This is a genomic window from Paenibacillus sp. JT22N7 (genome assembly GCF_059383875.1).
Window position 1 is genome coordinate 131,017 of record NZ_JBXENY010000012.1, and the last position, 19,044, is coordinate 150,060.

The window sequence follows — 19,044 nt, forward strand, 5'->3', positions numbered from 1 at the left end:
GGGCGAATCGCTGCTTGCCGGCCCATTTTAAACGAAGGAGGGGGAAAGCTTGCCCAAAAGCTGGATTCATCTAACGATTGGTTATTTCCTCGTAACGGCGGTAACCGGCCTGCTGATGCGCAGTATGGCATATGTCTCGCTGCCTGGACTGCGTTACGATTATTTGCTGCATGCCCATTCCCATTTGGCACTGCTCGGCTGGGGATATATGGCGCTGTTTTTATTGTTTCTCGCTGTCTTTTTTAACTCAGCCAGTGGCAGGGCAGGGGGCGTCTTCAAGGAAAAGAAAATCCGCGTGATGCTGGTGATAACACAGCTGACACTAGCCGGAATGTTTTTTGCGTTCTGTATCCAAGGATATGCCGCCGTATCGATCAGCTTTTCGACGCTGCAAATTTTGCTGTCCTACTGGTTCGCCGGATGGGCATGGAGACGCTTAGCAGTAATTGCAAGAGAAGGAGCAAAACCGGAACGAGGAGTGCATTCGGAATTGCAGCAAGTACAAGGAACAGGCTCGCATCCAAGCACAAGACAGCCGCTCTCCTTTCTGTTCGTCAAAGGCAGTCTGCTTTGTCTCGTCATTTCCTCGCTTGGCCCCTGGGGGCTTGCCATGCTGAGTGCCAATGGATTGAAGGGCAGTCCGCTGTATGAAGCGGCGATTTATTTTTATTTGCATTTTCAATATAACGGTTGGTTTACGCTCGGCTTGTTCGCGGTGCTGCTGCGGCTGATGGAACAGCGGCAAATCACTTATTCTGTGAAAATCGTCAGGCTGCTTTTTTGGATGTACGCGCTGGCAATGCCGCCTGCATTTCTATTATCGGTGCTCTGGCTGAAAATAGGGCTGGCCGCCCAGCTCGCCGCAGCGCTCGCTGCCGTCATTCAGTGGGCGGCTATTTTGCTTTTCTGCGCCGTCCTGCTCAAAGCCCGCTTCGCCTTATCCGCCGTATTCACAGGCTGGGCGGCACGTTTGCTCGTGCTTGCGCTGCTGCTCGCGGCGATTAAGGCGACGCTTGAGCTGGGCCTTATCGTACCGCAGCTGGCGGAGGCGATTTATCAGTCGCGCAGCATCGTCATCGGCTATTTGCATCTGACGCTGCTCGGTTTTGTAAGCTGCCTCTGCCTAGCGCTTTTTCTCCAGCAGGGCTGGCTGAATGGGAGGGGGAGGATAGCGTATATTGGCTATATGAGCTTTATTGCTGGTTTTATGCTGAACGAGCTGACGTTATTTTTACAAGGCTTATTCGATTGGACGGGGCATGGGGCGCTTGTATTCGTACAGGAAGCCGTCTGGGCGGCAAGCCTGATTATGGTGACGGGCATCGCCTTATTCTGGGGAAAAAGAAAGGCCGCGCAAGTGTAAGGCTAACCGCCTTCACTTGTGCGACCAGGTTTTTAATGCTTCATAGTCATGAATCAGGTAGCCGCTCCGCTGCGGCTCCAAAATCCCTTCCTTACGCAGCTGGTTAATGAGCCGGTTGACCGTTTCCCTCGTCGTGCCAATCGTATTGGCAAACTCCTGATTGGTCATCGGCACCTCGACATGGACGATGCCGCCGTGATCCGTTCCATAATTTTCTGCAAGCTTGAGCAGGAAAGATACGCCGCGGTCTTGCACATCTTGACCAGTTAGCTCCTGCAATTTTTCCTGAAGCTCTATAATTTTACCACTGAGCACCCGCATCACTTTAATCGCAATCGCCGGCGTATTCATCATGAGCTGCTCGAATGCATGAATAGGAATGGCGAGCAGCTGTGTCTCCATAATCGCCTCGGCCGTTGCCGGGTAAGGGTGCTGGTTGAAAAAGCCGGTATGAGGGAACATATCCCCTGTTTTGAGGAAGGACATAATATGCTCATTGCCGTTTTCATCGGTTTTATATGTTTTGATCAGCCCGTTCTGGACGAAAAACACGGCTTCTTTATGGCTGCCCTCCGTAAAAATAGCGGTCCGCTTGCGGTATGACCGAGGAATGACGATGGCCCATATCCGGGCCAGCTCATCCGGCGTCAAATCGCGAAATAAAGAAATTTGGCGCAAAAGCTCCATTTGCTGCTGCATCGCCGTACACCTCCGTTTTTTCCATTATACCTTAGACGATTTAGACGTTATGTGACGCTAGTCACAGGTCTAGTCGATCATCGATTCCATTTATCAAGCTATGACGCATATCACATCCGCTCCGTTTCCCGCATGGTATCGTAAGCTGGACGGAAGAAGGGGGATGGCAGAAGTGGGAGAAGCACCTAAGCAAATCATCATAATTGGGGGCGGCATAACAGGCCTCAGCGCCGCCTTCTACATGCGAAAGCTGCTGGATGGGCAGCAAATATCGGCAGAAATAACCCTTATTGAAAAAAGCGGCAGCCTTGGCGGAAAAATAAAAACGCTGCGCCGGGATGGCTTCCTCATCGAGCAGGGGCCGGATTCGTTTATGGCGCGCAAGCAGCCCATACTGGATTTGACGAGGGAGCTTGGCCTTGAATCGGAGCTGGTTGCGGCGAATCCGAAAGCGAGGGCGAACTATATTTTGCATAAGGGCAGGCTGCATCAAATGCCCATGGGCCTTATGCTCGGCATTCCGACGGAAGTGACTCCGTTTATGAAAACCGGGCTGTTGTCGCCGCTGGGCAAGCTGCGTGCAGCCTTTGATTTATGGCTGCCGAAGCGGGAGGCGACAGGGGATGAATCCTTGGGCGGCTTCATTGAGCGGCGGCTTGGACGGGAGGTGCTGGAGCAGGTTACGGAGCCGCTGCTGGCAGGCATTTATGCTGGAGATGCCAAAGCGCTCAGCCTGCAAGCGACCTTCCCGCAATTTCGACAGCTGGAGCAGCGGCATCGCAGCTTGATTTTAGGCATGCTCGCGAGCAAGAAGCAGGTGCGTGAAATGCCGAAGGAGCTGCCGGAGATAGCCCGCCGCAGCCTATTTCTCACGTTTAAAGGCGGGCTTGGAAGCCTGGTTGAGCGTCTGGACGAGCAACTGAGCTCGATCCGCCGGCTGACAGGACAGGCGGTCACGGAAGTGAAGAGGGAAGGGCGGGGTTATCAGGTTCGGCTTGAGCATGGGGAGGAGCTGCAGGCGGAAGGCGTTATTATTGCGCTGCCTGCTTACGAGGCGGCCATTTTGCTGGAAGGAAGTGCGGGAATGCCAGCGAAGATGCCGGGACAATTACAGGCACTGCGCGACATTCCCTATGTATCGGTTGCCAATATCGCGTTAGCCTACAAGCCGCAGGACATTAAGCTTCCGCTGAACGGCTCCGGATTTGTAGTGCCGCGAAGCGAGGGACGAATGATAACCGCATGCACCTGGACGTCGTCGAAATGGCTGCATACGGCACCGAATGGTCATATTTTATTGCGGGCTTATATCGGACATGCGGGGGCGCAAGCCTGGACGAAGCTCACGGATCGTCAATTGCTGGACGCCGTCCGCCAAGATTTGCAGGCGATAATGGGCATTGCAGCTGAGCCGCTTTTTACGGAGCTGACCAGGTGGGAACGGTCGATGCCGCAGTATCCGGTGGGGCATCTGGAGCAGCTGGCCAAGCAGCGCGAGGGGCTGGCGCTTAGCCATCCCGGCTTATTATTATGCGGCTCCGGCTATGAGGGAGTCGGGCTGCCGGATTGTATCGGACAGGGAAGGCGAGCGGCTGAAGCGCTGCTGCCATTTTTCAAGCAGTGATCCTCATCACAAACACGCTAGCCAGCCTGCGCTATACTAACAGCAGCTCAAGCTTCATCATCTTAAAAGGCAGGAGCTGCAACATTATTTTATGGAGGTGCGACAAATGACCATATTTAACGGTACAGAGAAAATTGGTGAAATAGTGACGCGTTATCCGGGGGCAAGCAACTTGCTGCGAGCCTATAACATTGATTTTTGCTGCGGGGGCAATCGCTCGCTGCATACGGTGCTGCGGCAGCAGGGAACGGATGCAGCTTTATTTTTATCCGCACTCAATGAAAATTATGCCGAGGCCAGCAAGCATAAGGGCGAGGATATTGACTGGAGCAGCAGATCTTATACGGAGCTGATCGAGCATGTGATTCAGACGCATCATGTCTATGTCCAGCAGGAGCTTCCGCTGCTTAGCGAGTTTACGACGAAAATTTTGCGGGTGCATGGACACAAGCAGGCTGATGTGCTGCCCCGGCTGCACCGACTGTTCCACGAAATGAAGCTGGAGCTGGAGCAGCATTTAATCGACGAAGAAGAGCAAATCTTTCCACTCATCCGCCAATATGAACAGGAGCCATCCCCCGAGCTGCATCAGAAGCTGACAGCGGCGATAACGGAGCTTGAGTCCGAGCACAGCCAGGTCGGCGATCTGCTCAAGGAAATGCGTGCGGTTACGCATCATTACGAGCTTCCTGAAGGGGCGTGCCGCACGTATACGCTAACCTTTCAGAAGCTGGAGGAACTAGAAACCGATCTATTCCAGCACATTCACTTGGAAAATAATATTTTGTTCCCGCGCGTTCTTCAGATTGCATAACTGCATTTGAATAGAATAGAAAAAAAGCCTTCCTACAGGTTGAACCATTGCAGGAAGGCTTTATTATATGCGGCAAACTTCCTTCGGACATTGCTCGCAATTGCAAATCGATTTCAGATGATCAATGTCTTTCAGCACGATATAACCGTGATCGAATGACAGTACCTCTTGTTTTTTTAGCTCGCCGAGCATACGGTTGACGCTTTCCCTAGCAGCGCCGATATAGTCCGAAAGCTCGGTATTCGTTATTTTTTCAGAAATCAGCACGCCATCCTCCGTTTGCTTCCCGAAAGAGTTCGCCAGCCGAATAAGCGTCGAGGCTAAAGCTCCCTGCTTCCCATAAATGACGAGGTCGCGGAATTTGGTCTGGGTCAGGCGATGCATAAGTCCCATCCACTTCATGAATTCAATCGCCAAATCGCCATGCTGCCACAATAATATTTCCAAATCGCTTTTTTGAATAACCCCAATGGTGCAGTCCAGCACGGCCTTTGCGCTTGAGCTGTGGCAAGTAGGCTTGAAAGGATCGAACTGACCCAGAATATCACCTGTTTGATATTGCGAGAAGACAAATTCCTTGCCGGCGGTATTGTGTTTGATCAGCTTAACGCGGCCTTCCATTATGTAATAGAGCTTGTCGTCGGCATCGCCCTCCCAGAAAATATGGCTGCCTGCCGGAATATGGTGTGTATACATAATTTCATTGAGTTTCTCAAAACTGGTCTCTGAAAAACAAAACGTATTGTATACCGTTTGTGTGTAAGGTCTCGCAACTGTCATTGGTTTCATCCCCAATTACCGCCTTTGCTGCTAGTATAGCGGGACTATCCGCTTGAAATAGCTTACTCCCAATGTAACAGAAGTCCATCACTGTCAGAGTGACTAAAATCACACTTTGGCCATAAAAATTGTAAATAAGGCCTAAGAGAGTGATATTTGTAACAGTATCGCCTTATAAAAACTTCTATAATGTAGCCAGAAAAGGGTGTCCACTACAGAACGGAGGGACATATATGCTGACGGGAGCCATATTAGCCGGCGGGCAAAGCCGCAGAATGGGCGGTCGCCATAAAGGTCTGCTTCCTTTTGTAAACGAAAGCATTGTTGAGCGGCAGATCCGTACGATGAAGCAGCTTTGCGCTGAAGTCATTTTGGTAACGAATGACCCGCGAAGCTTTTTGCCTATTCTAGGCAGCAGCATTCGCATCATTACGGATTATATTCCAGGCAAAGGTCCGCTTAGCGGCATGCATGCCGCCTTAACCTTAGCGACGCATTCGGACATCTGGGTCGTGGGCTGCGACATGCCGCTTATTTCAAGTACGGTGGCCGAGCAGCTGTGGAAGGTGAAGCGGGAGCGTCGCTCTGCGGCGGCGATTCCATCTGCGGCTGGCAAGCTGCATCCGCTGCATGGCGTCTATGATAAGCAAAGCGCTGGTGAAATTGAGAAGCTGCTCGATATAAAAGAATACCGAGTGATGACGTTTTTGAATCGGATTTGCTATTATGGTGTAGATACGCAGCAGCTCGAACAGACGGATGAACAGCTCAGTTGTGTGACGAATGTGAACACGCCTGAGGAATATGAGCGCATCCTCAGCTTGTATGACGCCGCCTCAGCCTCTCAAACTTAAAAGGCCTGCCATCGGCAGCCACTTTGAATTCAATTTTCCTTAACGCTGCGAAGAGCTGAGGGAAATTGTTTTTTTTTTGAACAAAAGGTGACAGAGGAGCTATTGTGATGGCAATCACAGCGATGTACCATGCCGGAATGATTTAATGAGGGCAGAAAACATCGAAGAAGGAGAATTTGCCATGGATCGAGCCTTTGCTTCCAAATTTGCGAAAATGTATTTCATGACCGTAGTAGCGCTGCTGATTCTTGTGTACGTCGGCACCCGATTTTTCACCCATATCGACCTTGCTCTTTATGGCTATATGGTGGGCACGTTCGTTTTTATCGGGGGATTTTTTTACCGCTTTATCGCCTGGGCCGAGCGTCCGCCAACGAAGCTGATTATGAAGAAGGGGCTTAAGCTGCTGTTTCGCAAAAGCACGCCCCAAACGTCCGTTGAGCATCTCGCAACTTACCGTTTCATTTTCAAACGCGGCGTTTACCGCTGGACACAGCATGTGCTGCTCGGCTGGGGCTGTATTCTATCCTGCTGCGTCACATTCCCGCTCGTGTTTGGATGGATGTATTTTACGATGGGGGAAAATGGCCTGTACACCGTCGTCGCCTTCGGTATTGATGTGATGCAGGTGAAGGCGGACGGCTGGATCGCCTTTCTGTTCTACAACGCGCTGAATATTACCGCCTTTATGGTTATTGCCGGGGTGTGCATGGCGTTGTATCGCAGGCTTAACAATATGCAAGCGAAGGCTGAGCAGACGTTTACCTATGATTTTCTGCCGCTGTATTTGCTGCTCTTCATTAGCATTACGGGGCTGCTGCTGACGTTCAGCAACATATTCCTGCATGGCTGGGGCCATCCGGTTATCTCGCTAATCCACCAATGGTCGGTCATCCTTACGCTGATTTATTTGCCTTTTGGCAAGCTGGCGCATATTCCATTCCGTCCGATGAGCGTACTCGCCAAAAACTATCGTGAAGCTTTCGGCGAGCAGCAAATGAAAGCCTGCAAAGTATGCGGCAGCAGCTTCGTATCGACGGAGCAATCCAGCGATGTCATTCACGTGCTGGCTCAAAACGATATTTCCTTCGAGATGAAGGAAGGCTTCCATCTGGCCGAGCTTTGTCTGCCTTGCAGGCGCAAATACCGGATGTCCCGTTTTACGGGCATTCCGACACATGAAATCAAGGTCAAGGAGGCGAACCAGCATGCTAAAGGATAAGTTTCAGCAAAATATTGCGAACAAGCATCATCCGAAGGAAAAGCTGGTTAAAACCCACTGCTCCTACTGCGGCATGCAGTGCGGAATGAATTTGCGGGTCGATACCGACAAAAATACGATTATCGGCGTGGAGCCAAGGTACGACTGGCCCGTCACACGCGGCAAAATGTGCCCGAAAGGCGTGACCGCCTATCAGCAGACGAACCATCAGGACCGGCTGCTGAAGCCGCTCATTCGGGACGACGCTTCGAAAAAAGGGACGAAGGAAGGCTTCCGCGAAGCCAGCTGGGACGAAGCCTATGATTTAATCGCCCGCCGCTTCAAGGAGCTACAATCCGAATATGGGAAGGACACGCTGTCCGTATTCAGCGGCGTTTCGATGACGAATGAAAAATGTTATTTGACCGGGAAATTCGCCCGAGTCGGGCTGCAAACGAGATACATCGATTACAATGGAAGATTTTGTATGGCAAGCGCAGCAGCGGGCTTCCTTCGGAGTTTTGGGATTGATCGCGGCTCAACGCTGCCGTGGACGGATATTCATCAGACGGATTGCTTGTTCATCGCGGGCAGCAATACGGCGGAATGCCATCCAACCTCCATGTTCCGTGTCTGGGAGGTTCAAAACCGCGGCGGCTATCTTATCGTCGTCGATCCAAGGGAAACGCCGATTGCAAGAAGGGCGGATGTCCATCTCGATCTAAGGCCGGGGACGGATTTGGCGCTTGCCAACTGCATGGTGAATTTGCTCATTCAAAACGGCCATGCCGATCATGAATATATCGCTAATTACACGAGCGGCTTTGAGGAGACGCTTGAGATTGTGAAGACTTTCACACCAGAATATACGAGTGAAATTACGGGGGTAGCGCCGGAGAAGCTGATACGGGCAGCGGAAATTTTCGGCAAGGCGCCGAATGCGATCGTCATGTTCGCCAGAGGCATTGAGCAGCAAGTTAAAGGCGCGGACAACGTCTCGGCCTACACGAATATGTGCCTCGTTACTGGAAAAATCGGACGGCCGAAATCGGGTGTAGCGACGCTTACGGGACAGGGCAACGGTCAAGGCGGACGCGAGCATGGGCAAAAATCCGATCTGCTGCCGGGCTATCGCAAGCTGACGAATCCGAAGCATGTGCAGGAGGTATGCGAGGTGTGGGGCATCACGCCGGAGGAAATGCCGCTGCCGGGTGTATCGGCTTTTGAAATGTTTGAGTTGATGGAGCAGAAGACGATTCGCGGCTTGTATCTGTTGTGCTCGAACCCCGCCGTGTCAGCACCGCATCTCAATTATGTGCGCTCGGTATTGAAGGATCTGGACTTCATGGTGTGCGCCGACTTCTTCCTGTCGGAATCAGCGGAATTTGCCGATGTTGTGCTGCCGTCTGTTACATGGTCAGAGGATGAAGGCACGGTGACGAATTTGGAGGGCCGCATTATTAAAATCAACAAGGCGCAGGAGCCGCTGGGCGAATCGAAGCCGGATTGGCTCATTCATGTAGAGCTGGCAGAGCGGCTTGGACGCGGTGACTATTTCCGCCATTTGCAGACGGCAAGCCAGGTTGCAGATGAGTTTCGCCTCGCTTCCAAGGGCGGCTACGCCGACTATTACGGCGCCACTTGGGACAAAATTGACCGGCAGGATGGCGTGTTCTGGCCCTGCAAGGACGAAGCGGATACCGGAACGCCTTATATGTTCGAGGATCACAAATATTTTCATCCCGATGGACGGGCGAAAATTTGCGCGCTGCCATACCGCCCTTCAGCGGAGGAGCCATGCGAGGAATATCCACTCCGCCTGACGACAGGCCGGGTCGTCTATCATTATTTATCCGGCAATCAGACACGGCGGATTCCGTTTTTGCGGGATATGTGTCCAGAGCCGTACGTCGAGGTCCATCCAGAGACGGCGCAGCAGTATGGCATTGCACATGACGAGGTTGTCAGACTGTTCACCCGCCGCGGCGAATGCTTTTATAAAGTGAAGGTGATTGAAGCGATTCGTAAGGATACCGTATTCGTGCCCTATCACTATGGCTATGAGCAGTCGGTCAATTTGCTGACGATTGCTGCGCTTGATCCGATGTCGCGTATGCCGGAATTTAAAGTCTGTGCCGCACAAATCACGAAGTTGCCTGGCGCTGCAAAGGAGGCGGTACGATGAAGAAGCTGCTGTATATCGAAATGGACAACTGCATCGGCTGCCGAAGCTGCCTCGCCGCTTGTACGCAATGCGGCGGACACGACGAGCGCAACCGCAACTATGTGTATGACGTCAACCCGCTGGTGGATCGGCAGACGATCCCGCTCATGTGCCTGCACTGTGTCAATCCGGCATGTGCGAGAAGCTGTCCGGCGCAAGCGATTCAAATTACCGAGGAAGGCGCAGTGCTGTCCGCGCTTGTCGAGAAATGCATCGGCTGCCAGAACTGCACGATTGCTTGCCCTTACGGCATTCCGAAATTTGATGAAGAGCAAAATTTAATGTATAAATGTGACCTCTGTTACGACCGGACGAAGGAAGGCATCCCGCCGATGTGCGCTTCCGTCTGCCCAACCAATACGCTGCAATGGATTACCGAGGAGGAGCTGGCAGAGAAGCAGGAACGCCACAGACTTGGCAAATGGGTTTCCAGCCACCAGCCGTTCGAGCCGCTTGAAGGCGAGACGAATGTGAAGATCAGCCTTCCCGGCATTTTGCAGGGCGTCCAAAAACTATTTTAAACGATAGAGCTGGATCGAATTTTTTAAAATATAGGAAAGTATATGCTTTCGCCATACTTTCTCTATATTTCTTGGACTGAAACGCCGCGCGCCGCCAGAGGACGGCGAAAGCCGTTTCACCTTGTCATGCTGTTTAGAAGGTTAGCTAGTAGAAGGAGGCTCAGATGCAATGGACAATGAGGCAGGCAAAAACAATAAAGTGCCATTTGAAGAGGATAATTACACGCATAACATCCACAAAAACAATGAACGCCAGCTGGACCGCAGGGGCTTTCTGAAAACGATGGTTGGCGCAGCCGGTGTGTTCGCCGTGTCCACGCTTCCGTGGGGCGGACTTGCCGCAAAGGAGCTGATGGGCTTTGGAAAAAGCAGCCATCCGAAGAAGAAAATCGCCGATGTGCAGGCGCTCAAAGTAGGAGAGGCGGTGGAATTCCACTACCCCGGCGACCATGAATCAGCACTGCTGATCCGTCTGGGCGACAATAAATACAAGGCTTATCAAAATGCTTGTACGCACTTGAAATGCCCGGTGTTCTGGAGCCGGGAGGAGGATCAGCTCGTCTGCCCTTGCCATCATGGCTTTTTCGACCCTCAATCGGGCAAGCCGACAGCAGGACCGCCGAGGAGAGCGCTGCCTGAGGTATTGGTTGAAATCGAAGGTGGAGCGATTTATGCGACAGGGGTGAAGCGGTATGAAACGTAGCTACAGAGGCGTCATTTTGCTGAGCGTCGTGCTTTTTCTGAATATCGTCTGTACGCAGTATGTCGTTAATCATTATTTTCATGAAAAATATGAGCTTGTCCTCGTATTTGCTTTGCTGAATGTGCTGCTATTCCCGCTTGCACTATGGATTTATAAGAAGGAGGTACGCAGATGAACGGAAATAAAACGCAGCTATCCATTCAGACGGGAAGCCTGATTCTTGGGTTTATGGTTTGGGTAATTCTTTCATCGCTCATTCCGTTTATTAAGGAGGATATCCAGCTGACGTCAGGCCAGCTTGCCTGGGTGACGGCCATTCCGGTGCTGTTCGGCTCAGTGCTTCGGATTCCGGTCGGCTATTGGACAAATCGCTACGGCGCGCGCAAGCTGTTTGGGTTTAGTTTTCTCATTTTGCTTGCACCCGTCTATTGGGTCAGCCTGGCAGACAGCTTTGCCGATCTGATTATCGGCGGGATTTTCCTTGGCATCGGGGGCGCGGTGTTTTCGGTTGGCGTCACTTCTCTGCCGAAATATTACCCGAAGGAACGGCATGGCTTTGTGAACGGCATTTATGGCATCGGAAATTTGGGTACGGCGATTACGGCTTTTACCGCTCCCGTAGCGGCTAACTATCTGGGGTGGAGCAAAACAGTGCTGCTGTATCTGGTGCTGCTGGCCATATTCATCTTGATTAATTTTATGCTGGGAGACCGCAATGAGCCGAAGGTGATGGCTTCTTTGTCGGAGCAGATCAAAGGGGTATACCGCAATGAAAAGCTGTGGGCACTTTGTTTGTTTTATTTTATTACCTTCGGCTCTTTCGTCGCTTTTACGGTCTATTTGCCAAACTTCCTCGTCTCGCATTTTGAGCTGAGCAAGGTGGATGCGGGGCTGCGGACAGCTGGCTTCATCGTACTGGCGACCATCATGCGGCCTGTCGGTGGCTGGCTCGGTGACCGTTTCAATCCATTTGTGATTTTGATGTTCGTGTTTGGCGGACTTACGCTGTCAGCGGTTGTCCTGTCGTTCGCACCATCCATCGGCATGTATACGGTCGGCTGCCTCATTATTGCGCTTTGTGCCGGTACAGGCAACGGGACGATTTTCAAGCTGGTACCGCTGTATTTCGTCAAGCAGGCGGGCATTGCAAACGGCCTGATCTCCGCTATGGGCGGGCTTGGCGGATTTTTTCCGCCGCTGCTGCTGTCCGTGCTGTTCAAATGGACGGGGCATTACGCCATTGGATTTATGGCGCTGTCCGAGGTTGCGCTGGCGAGCCTAATACTCGTCATTTGGCTGTTCTATCAAGAGAAGCTTGGTCAGGCTGAGCGCTTGATTCAGCAAAACGCTCAAAATGCTCACAGCACAAGAAATAGGCTGCCGGGCGATATGGTCAAATCTTAAAGGTTACAGGTCAGGCTTCATTTTATAGATGCTCAGGGAGGGATTGACGATGAAATCGGAATTTATGCTGGATTTATGCTTCATCCGCAAGCAGGAGCAGGGAAGCTCATTTACTAAATCAATTGAAGCGCTGCTCCAGCAGCTGTTTGCTAAGAAATCCTCCTGGTTTCTGGAAGAGAAGCAGGAGGGGGAGCTTCAGGTCGTCAATGCGGCGGTGAAAGGCTACAGCGACTGGGAGAAGGATGAGGAGGTGCTGTTGTTTATTGAGGAGCAGGCACCCCCGGAATTTTGGGATTGGATTCAGGGCTATAGGCTGGAGCTGGATTTGAAGCGTCCTGAGGAATGCCAGCACTGCGGCGAGCAAGCGGCTCGTAAAAATGCTGAAGCAGGAGCTGTCTCATGATGGCGATGCAGCGCTTGGTCGATGAGTTGATGCCGTATGCGGGCGCCCGCATCAAAGTATGGATGGAGGATCGCTCAGGAGAGCAGCAAACACTGCCGAAGCCATATACGCTGTTTAAGGTGGCGGCGGCAAGTGATGGAGCACAGCTGTTGTTTTATTTTAACAAGGAGCAGTTTCTGTCGGTTCCGGTGTTTGATGAGAAGCATACGCTGCTGGAGCAGACGCCGACTGGACCGCGCTTTGTCTCGCATGATAAGCAGTCGCAGCTGCATTATTGGGTGTATTTTTTATAGAGCCGTTACCTTTTCGCTATAGAGCTCCAACGTCGCTTGGGTTGTGACGGCGGGGCTTGTTTTTATAATGTCGGTTTGACAGTATGGATTTTATCAATTATCATTTAGATATTATCAAATCGACATTATTAAAAGTGAGAGCGGGGAACGAGCCATGTTTGGATTTGAATTCGTTAAGTTTCAACCGAGCGATTATATTATTCAGGTGAAGAACGGGAAGGTTGTGAAAGAGGGCGTTGGTCTGTCCTTCTATTATTATGAGCGGGCGTCCTCGGTGGTCGTCATTCCGATTTCCTCGATCGATGTGCCGTTTATGTTTGAAGAGATTACTCGCGATTACCAGACGGTAACGGTGCAGGGACAACTGACCTACCGGATTGTGGACTACCGCAAAATGATGGAAATTATGAATTATACGTACAATATAAAGAAAAAAGCTTATATTTCCGACGATCCGGTCAAGCTGTCCCAACGCATGATTCAACTTGCCAAGGTGCTGACGAAGAAACAGCTGGCGCAGCTGCCGCTTAAGGAAGCGATCCAATCGAGCGAACGGCTGGCGAAAATGATTAGACAGGAGATCAGCCAGCATGAGGAGCTGGCTAAGCTGGGCATCGAGCTGATGGGCTTGTCCATTTTGGCGGTACTGCCGAACAAGGAGACGATGCGGGCACTTGAAGCGCAGTCGCGTGAGCAAATGCTTCAGGATGCGGATGAGGCGCTGTACGTGCGTCGTAATTCCTCCATTGAGCAGGAGCGGCGCGTGAAGGAAAACGAGCTGAACACGGATATTGCGGTTGAGCAGAAGAAGAGGCAAATTCGCGAAGCGCAGCTTGATGCGGAGCGCTCGGTGCGCCAGAAGCAAAACGAGCTTAAAGAGGTGCAGCTGCAATTTGATACGCAGCTTGAGGAGAAGAAGCAAGCGATGATTGAGCTCGCTGCTGCGAACAGGCGGTCTGAGGCGGATGCCAAGGCGTATGAGCTTGCTGCTGTTATGAAATCACTACATGATACCCAGCCATATGTGCTGCAAGCGATGACAAATATGGGCATGGATTCGAATAAACTTATTGCGATTGCATTTCAGGAGATGGCGGAAAAAGCGGAGCGGATTGGACAGCTGAATATTTCGCCGGATCTGCTGCAAAGCCTGATTCCTGGGACTGGGAACGGGGCGAGCTTGGGCAAGTCGGAAGCCAGAGGAGGGGCAGGACGATGAGCCGGGCAGCGGGTGCAGATGCAAAATTTATCGTCGTGAAGCGGAAAACGAGGCTGGAGGAGCTGCTCGTTCGCTACAATACGGTGCAGCAGGCGAAGTTTTACATTGAACGGCTTGGCGCGGACTTTGGTGACTATTGGCTGGAAAATGAAGTGTATCAAAATGCTGTCTCATTGGCGGTAAGCGAGCTGGAGCAGCAGGGCAGAGTCCAAGTGCTGGATCGCGAGCATGTGCCCAGCTTCCTATTCGGCGACCACGATATCGTTGTCGCAATTGGCCCGGATGGGCTAGTCGCGGGTACGCTCAAATATTTGGACCGCCAGCCGCTCATTGGCGTCAATCCGGAGCCGCAGCGCTGGGATGGCGTGCTGCTGCCCTTCACGGTTGGAGATTTGCGATTGCTTATTCCCGAGGTGATGCGCGGGAAGCGCCGGGTTCAGCCGGTTACACTGGCAATGGCGCAGATCAACAATGGCCAGTGCCTCTACGGCGTTAACGATTTGTTTATCGGGCGCAAAACCCATGTGTCGGCGCGGTATGAAATTAAGCTGGAGGAGCATGCCGAGCAGCAGTCCTCCAGTGGCATTATTGTATCGACCGGCCTCGGCGCAAGCGGCTGGCTGCGAAGCGTGCTTGCCGGGGCAGCCGGCATTGTGAGCAGCGCGACGCGTCAGCCGCTGACGCTCATGCCTGAAGATCTAGACGCGGCTGAGGAACAGGAGAAAGGCCGGCTGGACTGGTCGGCGGATTCGCTTTATTTTACGGTCAGAGAGCCATTTCCAAGCCGGACGACCGCAGCCTCGATCGTTTTCGGGCAAATCAACGAGCAGCGCAAGCTGCGGATCATGTCGCAAATGCCGGAAGATGGTGTTATTTTCAGCGATGGGGTAGAGAGTGATTTCCTTAACTTTCATTCCGGGCTTGAGGCGACAATTGGGCCAGCAGATCGTCAGGGATATCTCATCGTTTAAGCAAAGGACAAGGCAGGAAGGTGGGCGATGCGCACGGTCATTTTGGAAATCTATAGGGAGATTCACACGCCAGTCCACTGCAATCATGTTATAATTGGGTCATGGGTTGATGGGGATGATTCGGATTAGCAGGAATACGCTTGTGAACCTAATCTAGAGATGAGAGAGTGATTTTGAAATGCTGCGTCGATTTTTTTCGTATTATCGTCCCTATAAGGGACTGTTCTTTCTTGATTTCGGCTGCGCCATTCTTGCCGGATTGCTGGAGCTGGCTTTCCCGCTTGCGGTCAGCCAATTTATTAACGATTTGCTTCCCAGCCAGAACTGGACGCTGATCGTTGCTGCTTGTGCGGGGCTGCTTGCTGTTTATGCGCTCAATACGGCGCTTAATTATGTAGTTACCTACTGGGGGCATATGCTAGGCATTAACATCGAGACGGATATGCGGCGCAAAATGTTCGACCATATCCAGAAGCTTAGCTTCCGCTTCTTCGACAATCACAAGACGGGGCATTTGATCGGCCGTATTACGAATGACCTGAACGATATTGGCGAAGTAGCGCATCACGGGCCGGAGGATGTATTTATTGCGGTTATGACGCTTATCGGCTCCTTCTCGCTAATGGCCTACATTAACTTGGAGCTTGCTCTTATAACCTTCATCATTATTCCGGTTATGGCTTGGCTTATTATCGTCTTCGGCGGCAAAATGAGCAAAACGTACCGTCGTTTGTTCGGCGATGTCGGCAACTTTAATGCCCGTATTGAAGACAACGTCGGCGGCATTCGTGTCGTTCAATCGTTCGCAAACGAAGAGCATGAGAAAAAACTGTTTTCCGTAGACAACCAAAACTTCCGCCTGACGAAGCTGCTCGCTTACAAAACGATGGCGAAAAGCATTTCCGTCAGCTATATGATGATGCGGCTCGTTACGATTTTTGTGATGATTTGCGGCGCTTATTTCTTTATTCAGGGCAAGCTGGACATGGGTGAATTTATGGCGTTCATTTTGCTTTCGAACATTTTCTTCCGCCCGATTGAGAAAATCAACGCAGTTATCGAAAGCTATCCAAAAGGCATCGCCGGCTTCAGACGTTACACGGAGATCATTGATACAGAGCCTGACATTGAAGATCGGCCCAATGCAACGGAACTCAAAAAAGTCGTCGGCAATGTTCGTTTTCATGACGTGAGCTTTGGTTATGAAACAAACAATATGATTTTGCAGAAAATCAATTTGGATATTAATGCTGGAGAGACTGTGGCATTCGTAGGCCCATCTGGAGCGGGGAAAACGACAATTTGCAGCCTGTTGCCAAGGTTTTATGATGTGCTCGCAGGCAGCATTACGGTGGACGGCAAAGATATTCGGGATATTAAGCTGGAATCGCTGCGCAAAAATATTGGAATCGTGCAGCAGGACGTGTTCCTGTTTTCGGGCTCCATTCGCGAAAACATCGCTTATGGCAATTTGTTGGCGACGGAGGAAGAAATTTGGGAAGCGGCGCGCCGGGCATCGCTTGAAGATTTGATCAAAAAAATGCCCGAAGGGCTGGATACGATTATTGGAGAGCGCGGAGTCAAACTGTCGGGCGGCCAGAAGCAGCGCCTGTCGATTGCTCGCATGTTTTTGAAAAACCCGCCGATCCTCATCCTCGATGAAGCGACATCGGCACTGGATACGGAGACGGAAGTCGCGATTCAGAAATCGCTGTCCGACCTGTCCGTCGGCAGAACGACGCTGGTCATTGCCCACCGCCTGACGACGATCAAAAATGCGGATCGCATCATTGTCGTCGACGAGAGCGGCATTGCTGAGCAAGGAAGACATCAAGAGCTGGTTGCGGCCGGCGGCATTTACAGCAAACTGCATCAAGCGCAATACAGCACGGTGTAGCCATTACGGCGAAAGCTGTTTTTTCATTAGAATGGCCTGGTAATCCTCCGGCGTATTCATATTAATGAATTGCTCAGCAATCGCCGGATTATTGGGCAGGTAATGAATGATGGACAATTGAGGAAGCACATCCATGACCTTCAGATTTCGGCTGTAGAGCGCGGCTGCCCATTTGCCCAGCGTTCGTCCATGAAAGACGGCAAACAAAGGGTGGCTTCGCTCGTCGATAATCGGGACGACAGCATCTTTGGTCGGATGACTGCCAAGCAGGGCCAGCATTTCAATAAAAGGCAAAGCGGTAAGCAGCGGATAGTCACAGGCTGCCACTATGTAAATCGTGTCCGGTTCTTGGTCGCTCATTCCGGCATGCAGACCGGCAATCGGGCCAAGGCTAGGAAAAATATCGGGTTTAATCGTAATAGAGGGAGCAAGGAAGGGATATAATTCAGGCTCATTCGTAATGATAGAAATGCGGTCTGTTAGAACAGCAAGCTGCTCGGTTATCATTTGAATAACGGGCTTGCCATTAATAAGGAGCAACTCTTTACGCTGCTGCATACGGCGGCTTTCTCCTCCGGCAAGCACGATAGCTTCCAGGTTCATCCTTCGTCACCTTGCTTTCCATAATCATTGATGTCAGGAACATTGACAAACACTTGACCTCTGTTCATAATGTAAGGAACTTGTTCGCTATTTACCATAGTGTAAAGTATGAAGCTATCATTTAACAACATTCTCTTTTGCATAACCTGAGGTGAGGAGCTTGGAGCATTCAATAAAGGATCAATTGAACCGTGGTTTGCGGGACCTGCGCCTATCTGTTACCGACCGTTGTAATTTCCGCTGCCGTTATTGCATGCCGGCCGAAATTTTTGGCAAGGACTATCCCTTTTTGGCTGAAGACAAGGTGCTTAGCTTTAATGAGATAGAACGGCTCGTAAAGATATTTGTATCATTGGGCGTCAAGAAGCTTAGAATTACCGGCGGAGAGCCGCTGCTTAGAAAAGATTTGCCGACGCTGATCAAGCGTTTGAATGCAATCGCTGGTGTTGAAGATATTGCACTGACGACCAATGGGGTTCTGCTGCCCAAATCGGCTGCTGCGCTTGCGGAAGCTGGATTGCGTCGGGTAACGGTCAGTCTGGATTCGCTAAATGACGAGCGGTTCCGATTAATGAACGGAAACCGCAGCGGCGTGCAGGCCGTGCTGGCTGGTATTGATGCGGCAGCTGCGGCAGGGATGCCAGTCAAAATCAATATGGTTGTCCAGAAGGGTGCCAATGATCAGGACATATGGCCGATGGCTGCTTATTTTCGCGAGAAGGGGCATATTTTGCGGTTTATTGAATATATGGATGTCGGCAATTCAAATGGCTGGAAGTGGGATCACGTTTTTTCTAGCAAGCAGATTTTGCAGCTTCTAGAAGAACACCTGCCGCTTGTGCCAGTGGAAGCCCATTATGCAGGCGAGGTTGCTTCCCGCTATCGCTATCAGGATGGATCGGGTGAGATCGGTTTTATTTCCTCCGTAAGCGACGCTTTTTGCAGCACCTGCACACGGGCGCGCATATCCGCTGAGGGCAAGCTGTACACCTGCCTGTTTGCCTCGAAGGGCTACGATTTAATGGAGCTGCTGCGAGCTGATGAAACGGATGAGTCGGTTCGTGAATCCATCGCCCGCATTTGGACAAATCGCAATGATCGTTATTCGGAGGAACGGGCTACCCGTACCCAGTCGCCAGCTAAAATCGAGATGTCCCATATCGGCGGCTGATTTCATAAAGTACCCGGCCTAGGCCATCCAACCACGCTTCCTCCAGAAGCGTGGTTTTTTTTGAAATATAAGCATGTATAAGTTACCCCATATAATGGGCTTATATTTCATCGCGAAACGGTGGCTTCGCCTCTACAGGACAGCAACAGCCGTTTACGCTTGAAATATAGGAAAGGATATCCTAATGTAATCCTTTCTCTATATTTCTCGGAATGAAACGCGCCGCGCCACCAAAGGATGGCGGCAGCCGTTTCACCTTGCAAAAAAACATCATAATCGTCTATCACTTTTTCTAATAGA

18 protein-coding genes and 1 pseudogene are annotated in these 19,044 nt (G+C 51.3%); 16 read left to right on the plus strand and 3 right to left on the minus strand.

The window, feature by feature from the left end:
* Positions 1–49 precede the first annotated feature (49 nt).
* A complete protein-coding gene (locus tag AC50Y5_RS27605; protein ID WP_056028522.1) occupies positions 50–1,363 on the plus strand; it encodes a hypothetical protein in 1,314 nt (437 codons plus the stop codon).
* A gap of 12 nt (positions 1,364–1,375) precedes the next feature.
* Here the strand turns inward: AC50Y5_RS27605 and AC50Y5_RS27610 are convergent, their stop codons facing one another.
* Positions 1,376–2,062: a Crp/Fnr family transcriptional regulator gene (locus tag AC50Y5_RS27610; RefSeq protein ID WP_056028519.1), complete on the minus strand. Its 687-nt coding sequence runs from the start codon at positions 2,060–2,062 to the stop codon at positions 1,376–1,378.
* Between the two features lie 163 nt (positions 2,063–2,225).
* Here AC50Y5_RS27610 and hemG point away from each other — a divergent pair, with 163 nt between their 5' ends.
* Together hemG and ric are read left to right on the plus strand one after the other, a co-directional pair.
* Complete coding sequence (gene hemG, locus AC50Y5_RS27615) at positions 2,226–3,686, plus strand: protoporphyrinogen oxidase (protein ID WP_494864456.1); 1,461 nt, start codon at positions 2,226–2,228, stop codon at positions 3,684–3,686.
* Between the two features lie 106 nt (positions 3,687–3,792).
* Entirely contained in the window at positions 3,793–4,500 is a 708-nt protein-coding gene (gene ric / locus AC50Y5_RS27620) for an iron-sulfur cluster repair di-iron protein (protein ID WP_056028514.1), read from the plus strand.
* Between the two features lie 63 nt (positions 4,501–4,563).
* On the opposite strand, the gene AC50Y5_RS27625 is transcribed toward ric, so the two are convergent.
* On the minus strand, positions 4,564–5,280 hold the full coding sequence (locus AC50Y5_RS27625; protein ID WP_056032624.1) for a Crp/Fnr family transcriptional regulator: 717 nt from the start codon (positions 5,278–5,280) through the stop codon (positions 4,564–4,566).
* Between the two features lie 233 nt (positions 5,281–5,513).
* Here AC50Y5_RS27625 and mobA (AC50Y5_RS27630) point away from each other — a divergent pair, with 233 nt between their 5' ends.
* The 12 genes and pseudogenes from mobA (AC50Y5_RS27630) (at position 5,514) to AC50Y5_RS27685 (ending at position 16,970) form a co-directional block, all read left to right on the plus strand.
* Positions 5,514–6,134 (plus strand): molybdenum cofactor guanylyltransferase, encoded by a 621-nt coding sequence (gene mobA, locus AC50Y5_RS27630; protein WP_494864458.1) that lies wholly within the window; start codon positions 5,514–5,516, stop codon positions 6,132–6,134.
* A 181-nt stretch (positions 6,135–6,315) separates the two neighbouring features.
* Positions 6,316–7,356, plus strand: coding sequence for a hypothetical protein (locus tag AC50Y5_RS27635; RefSeq protein ID WP_056028508.1), 1,041 nt, complete (start codon positions 6,316–6,318; stop codon positions 7,354–7,356).
* A complete protein-coding gene (locus AC50Y5_RS27640; protein ID WP_494864460.1) occupies positions 7,343–9,520 on the plus strand; it encodes a molybdopterin oxidoreductase family protein in 2,178 nt (725 codons plus the stop codon). The genes AC50Y5_RS27635 and AC50Y5_RS27640 overlap by 14 nt, the downstream gene beginning before the upstream one ends.
* The gene (locus tag AC50Y5_RS27645) at positions 9,517–10,080 is read left to right on the plus strand and encodes a 4Fe-4S dicluster domain-containing protein (RefSeq protein ID WP_046233445.1); all 564 of its coding nucleotides are present in this window, start codon (positions 9,517–9,519) and stop codon (positions 10,078–10,080) included. Before AC50Y5_RS27640 ends, AC50Y5_RS27645 begins: the two co-directional genes overlap by 4 nt.
* A gap of 169 nt (positions 10,081–10,249) precedes the next feature.
* The gene (locus tag AC50Y5_RS27650) at positions 10,250–10,783 is read left to right on the plus strand and encodes a Rieske 2Fe-2S domain-containing protein (protein ID WP_056028502.1); all 534 of its coding nucleotides are present in this window, start codon (positions 10,250–10,252) and stop codon (positions 10,781–10,783) included.
* The gene (locus AC50Y5_RS27655; RefSeq protein WP_046233447.1) at positions 10,773–10,958 is read left to right on the plus strand and encodes a hypothetical protein; all 186 of its coding nucleotides are present in this window, start codon (positions 10,773–10,775) and stop codon (positions 10,956–10,958) included. The genes AC50Y5_RS27650 and AC50Y5_RS27655 overlap by 11 nt, the downstream gene beginning before the upstream one ends.
* Positions 10,955–12,100: pseudogene (locus tag AC50Y5_RS27660) on the plus strand (nitrate/nitrite transporter); the annotation flags it as partial. The gene AC50Y5_RS27655 and the pseudogene AC50Y5_RS27660, both read left to right, overlap by 4 nt.
* 136 nt (positions 12,101–12,236) lie before the next feature.
* Complete coding sequence (locus AC50Y5_RS27665; RefSeq protein WP_056028494.1) at positions 12,237–12,590, plus strand: hypothetical protein; 354 nt, start codon at positions 12,237–12,239, stop codon at positions 12,588–12,590.
* Positions 12,587–12,883: a hypothetical protein gene (locus AC50Y5_RS27670; protein ID WP_494864463.1), complete on the plus strand. Its 297-nt coding sequence runs from the start codon at positions 12,587–12,589 to the stop codon at positions 12,881–12,883. The genes AC50Y5_RS27665 and AC50Y5_RS27670 overlap by 4 nt, the downstream gene beginning before the upstream one ends.
* 154 nt (positions 12,884–13,037) lie before the next feature.
* Positions 13,038–14,102: an SPFH domain-containing protein gene (locus AC50Y5_RS27675; RefSeq protein ID WP_494864465.1), complete on the plus strand. Its 1,065-nt coding sequence runs from the start codon at positions 13,038–13,040 to the stop codon at positions 14,100–14,102.
* Complete coding sequence (locus AC50Y5_RS27680; protein ID WP_494864467.1) at positions 14,099–15,073, plus strand: diacylglycerol kinase catalytic domain-containing protein; 975 nt, start codon at positions 14,099–14,101, stop codon at positions 15,071–15,073. Before AC50Y5_RS27675 ends, AC50Y5_RS27680 begins: the two co-directional genes overlap by 4 nt.
* Positions 15,074–15,251: 178 nt before the next feature.
* The gene (locus AC50Y5_RS27685; RefSeq protein ID WP_056028482.1) at positions 15,252–16,970 is read left to right on the plus strand and encodes an ABC transporter ATP-binding protein; all 1,719 of its coding nucleotides are present in this window, start codon (positions 15,252–15,254) and stop codon (positions 16,968–16,970) included.
* A gap of 3 nt (positions 16,971–16,973) precedes the next feature.
* Here the strand turns inward: AC50Y5_RS27685 and mobA (AC50Y5_RS27690) are convergent, their stop codons facing one another.
* Positions 16,974–17,573: a molybdenum cofactor guanylyltransferase gene (mobA, locus tag AC50Y5_RS27690; protein WP_056028479.1), complete on the minus strand. Its 600-nt coding sequence runs from the start codon at positions 17,571–17,573 to the stop codon at positions 16,974–16,976.
* A gap of 160 nt (positions 17,574–17,733) precedes the next feature.
* Here mobA (AC50Y5_RS27690) and moaA point away from each other — a divergent pair, with 160 nt between their 5' ends.
* Complete coding sequence (gene moaA / locus AC50Y5_RS27695; RefSeq protein ID WP_056028476.1) at positions 17,734–18,744, plus strand: GTP 3',8-cyclase MoaA; 1,011 nt, start codon at positions 17,734–17,736, stop codon at positions 18,742–18,744.
* Positions 18,745–19,044: the final 300 nt, after the last annotated feature.

Excerpts from the sequence above, each read along its gene's own strand:
- AC50Y5_RS27655 (WP_046233447.1), top strand. The coding sequence starts at position 10,773 with ATGAAACGTAGCTACAGAGGCGTCATTTTGCTGAGCGTCGTGCTTTTT.
- AC50Y5_RS27640 (WP_494864460.1), top strand. The coding sequence starts at position 7,343 with ATGCTAAAGGATAAGTTTCAGCAAAATATTGCGAACAAGCATCATCCG.
- ric (WP_056028514.1), top strand. The coding sequence starts at position 3,793 with ATGACCATATTTAACGGTACAGAGAAAATTGGTGAAATAGTGACGCGT.
- mobA (WP_056028479.1), bottom strand. The coding sequence starts at position 17,573 with ATGAACCTGGAAGCTATCGTGCTTGCCGGAGGAGAAAGCCGCCGTATG.
- AC50Y5_RS27645 (WP_046233445.1), top strand. The coding sequence starts at position 9,517 with ATGAAGAAGCTGCTGTATATCGAAATGGACAACTGCATCGGCTGCCGA.
- AC50Y5_RS27610 (WP_056028519.1), bottom strand. The coding sequence starts at position 2,062 with ATGCAGCAGCAAATGGAGCTTTTGCGCCAAATTTCTTTATTTCGCGAT.
- hemG (WP_494864456.1), top strand. The coding sequence starts at position 2,226 with ATGGCAGAAGTGGGAGAAGCACCTAAGCAAATCATCATAATTGGGGGC.
- AC50Y5_RS27675 (WP_494864465.1), top strand. The coding sequence starts at position 13,038 with ATGTTTGGATTTGAATTCGTTAAGTTTCAACCGAGCGATTATATTATT.
- AC50Y5_RS27670 (WP_494864463.1), top strand. The coding sequence starts at position 12,587 with ATGATGGCGATGCAGCGCTTGGTCGATGAGTTGATGCCGTATGCGGGC.
- mobA (WP_494864458.1), top strand. The coding sequence starts at position 5,514 with ATGCTGACGGGAGCCATATTAGCCGGCGGGCAAAGCCGCAGAATGGGC.
- AC50Y5_RS27635 (WP_056028508.1), top strand. The coding sequence starts at position 6,316 with ATGGATCGAGCCTTTGCTTCCAAATTTGCGAAAATGTATTTCATGACC.
- AC50Y5_RS27680 (WP_494864467.1), top strand. The coding sequence starts at position 14,099 with ATGAGCCGGGCAGCGGGTGCAGATGCAAAATTTATCGTCGTGAAGCGG.
- AC50Y5_RS27665 (WP_056028494.1), top strand. The coding sequence starts at position 12,237 with ATGAAATCGGAATTTATGCTGGATTTATGCTTCATCCGCAAGCAGGAG.
- AC50Y5_RS27625 (WP_056032624.1), bottom strand. The coding sequence starts at position 5,280 with ATGACAGTTGCGAGACCTTACACACAAACGGTATACAATACGTTTTGT.
- AC50Y5_RS27685 (WP_056028482.1), top strand. The coding sequence starts at position 15,252 with ATGCTGCGTCGATTTTTTTCGTATTATCGTCCCTATAAGGGACTGTTC.
- AC50Y5_RS27650 (WP_056028502.1), top strand. The coding sequence starts at position 10,250 with ATGGACAATGAGGCAGGCAAAAACAATAAAGTGCCATTTGAAGAGGAT.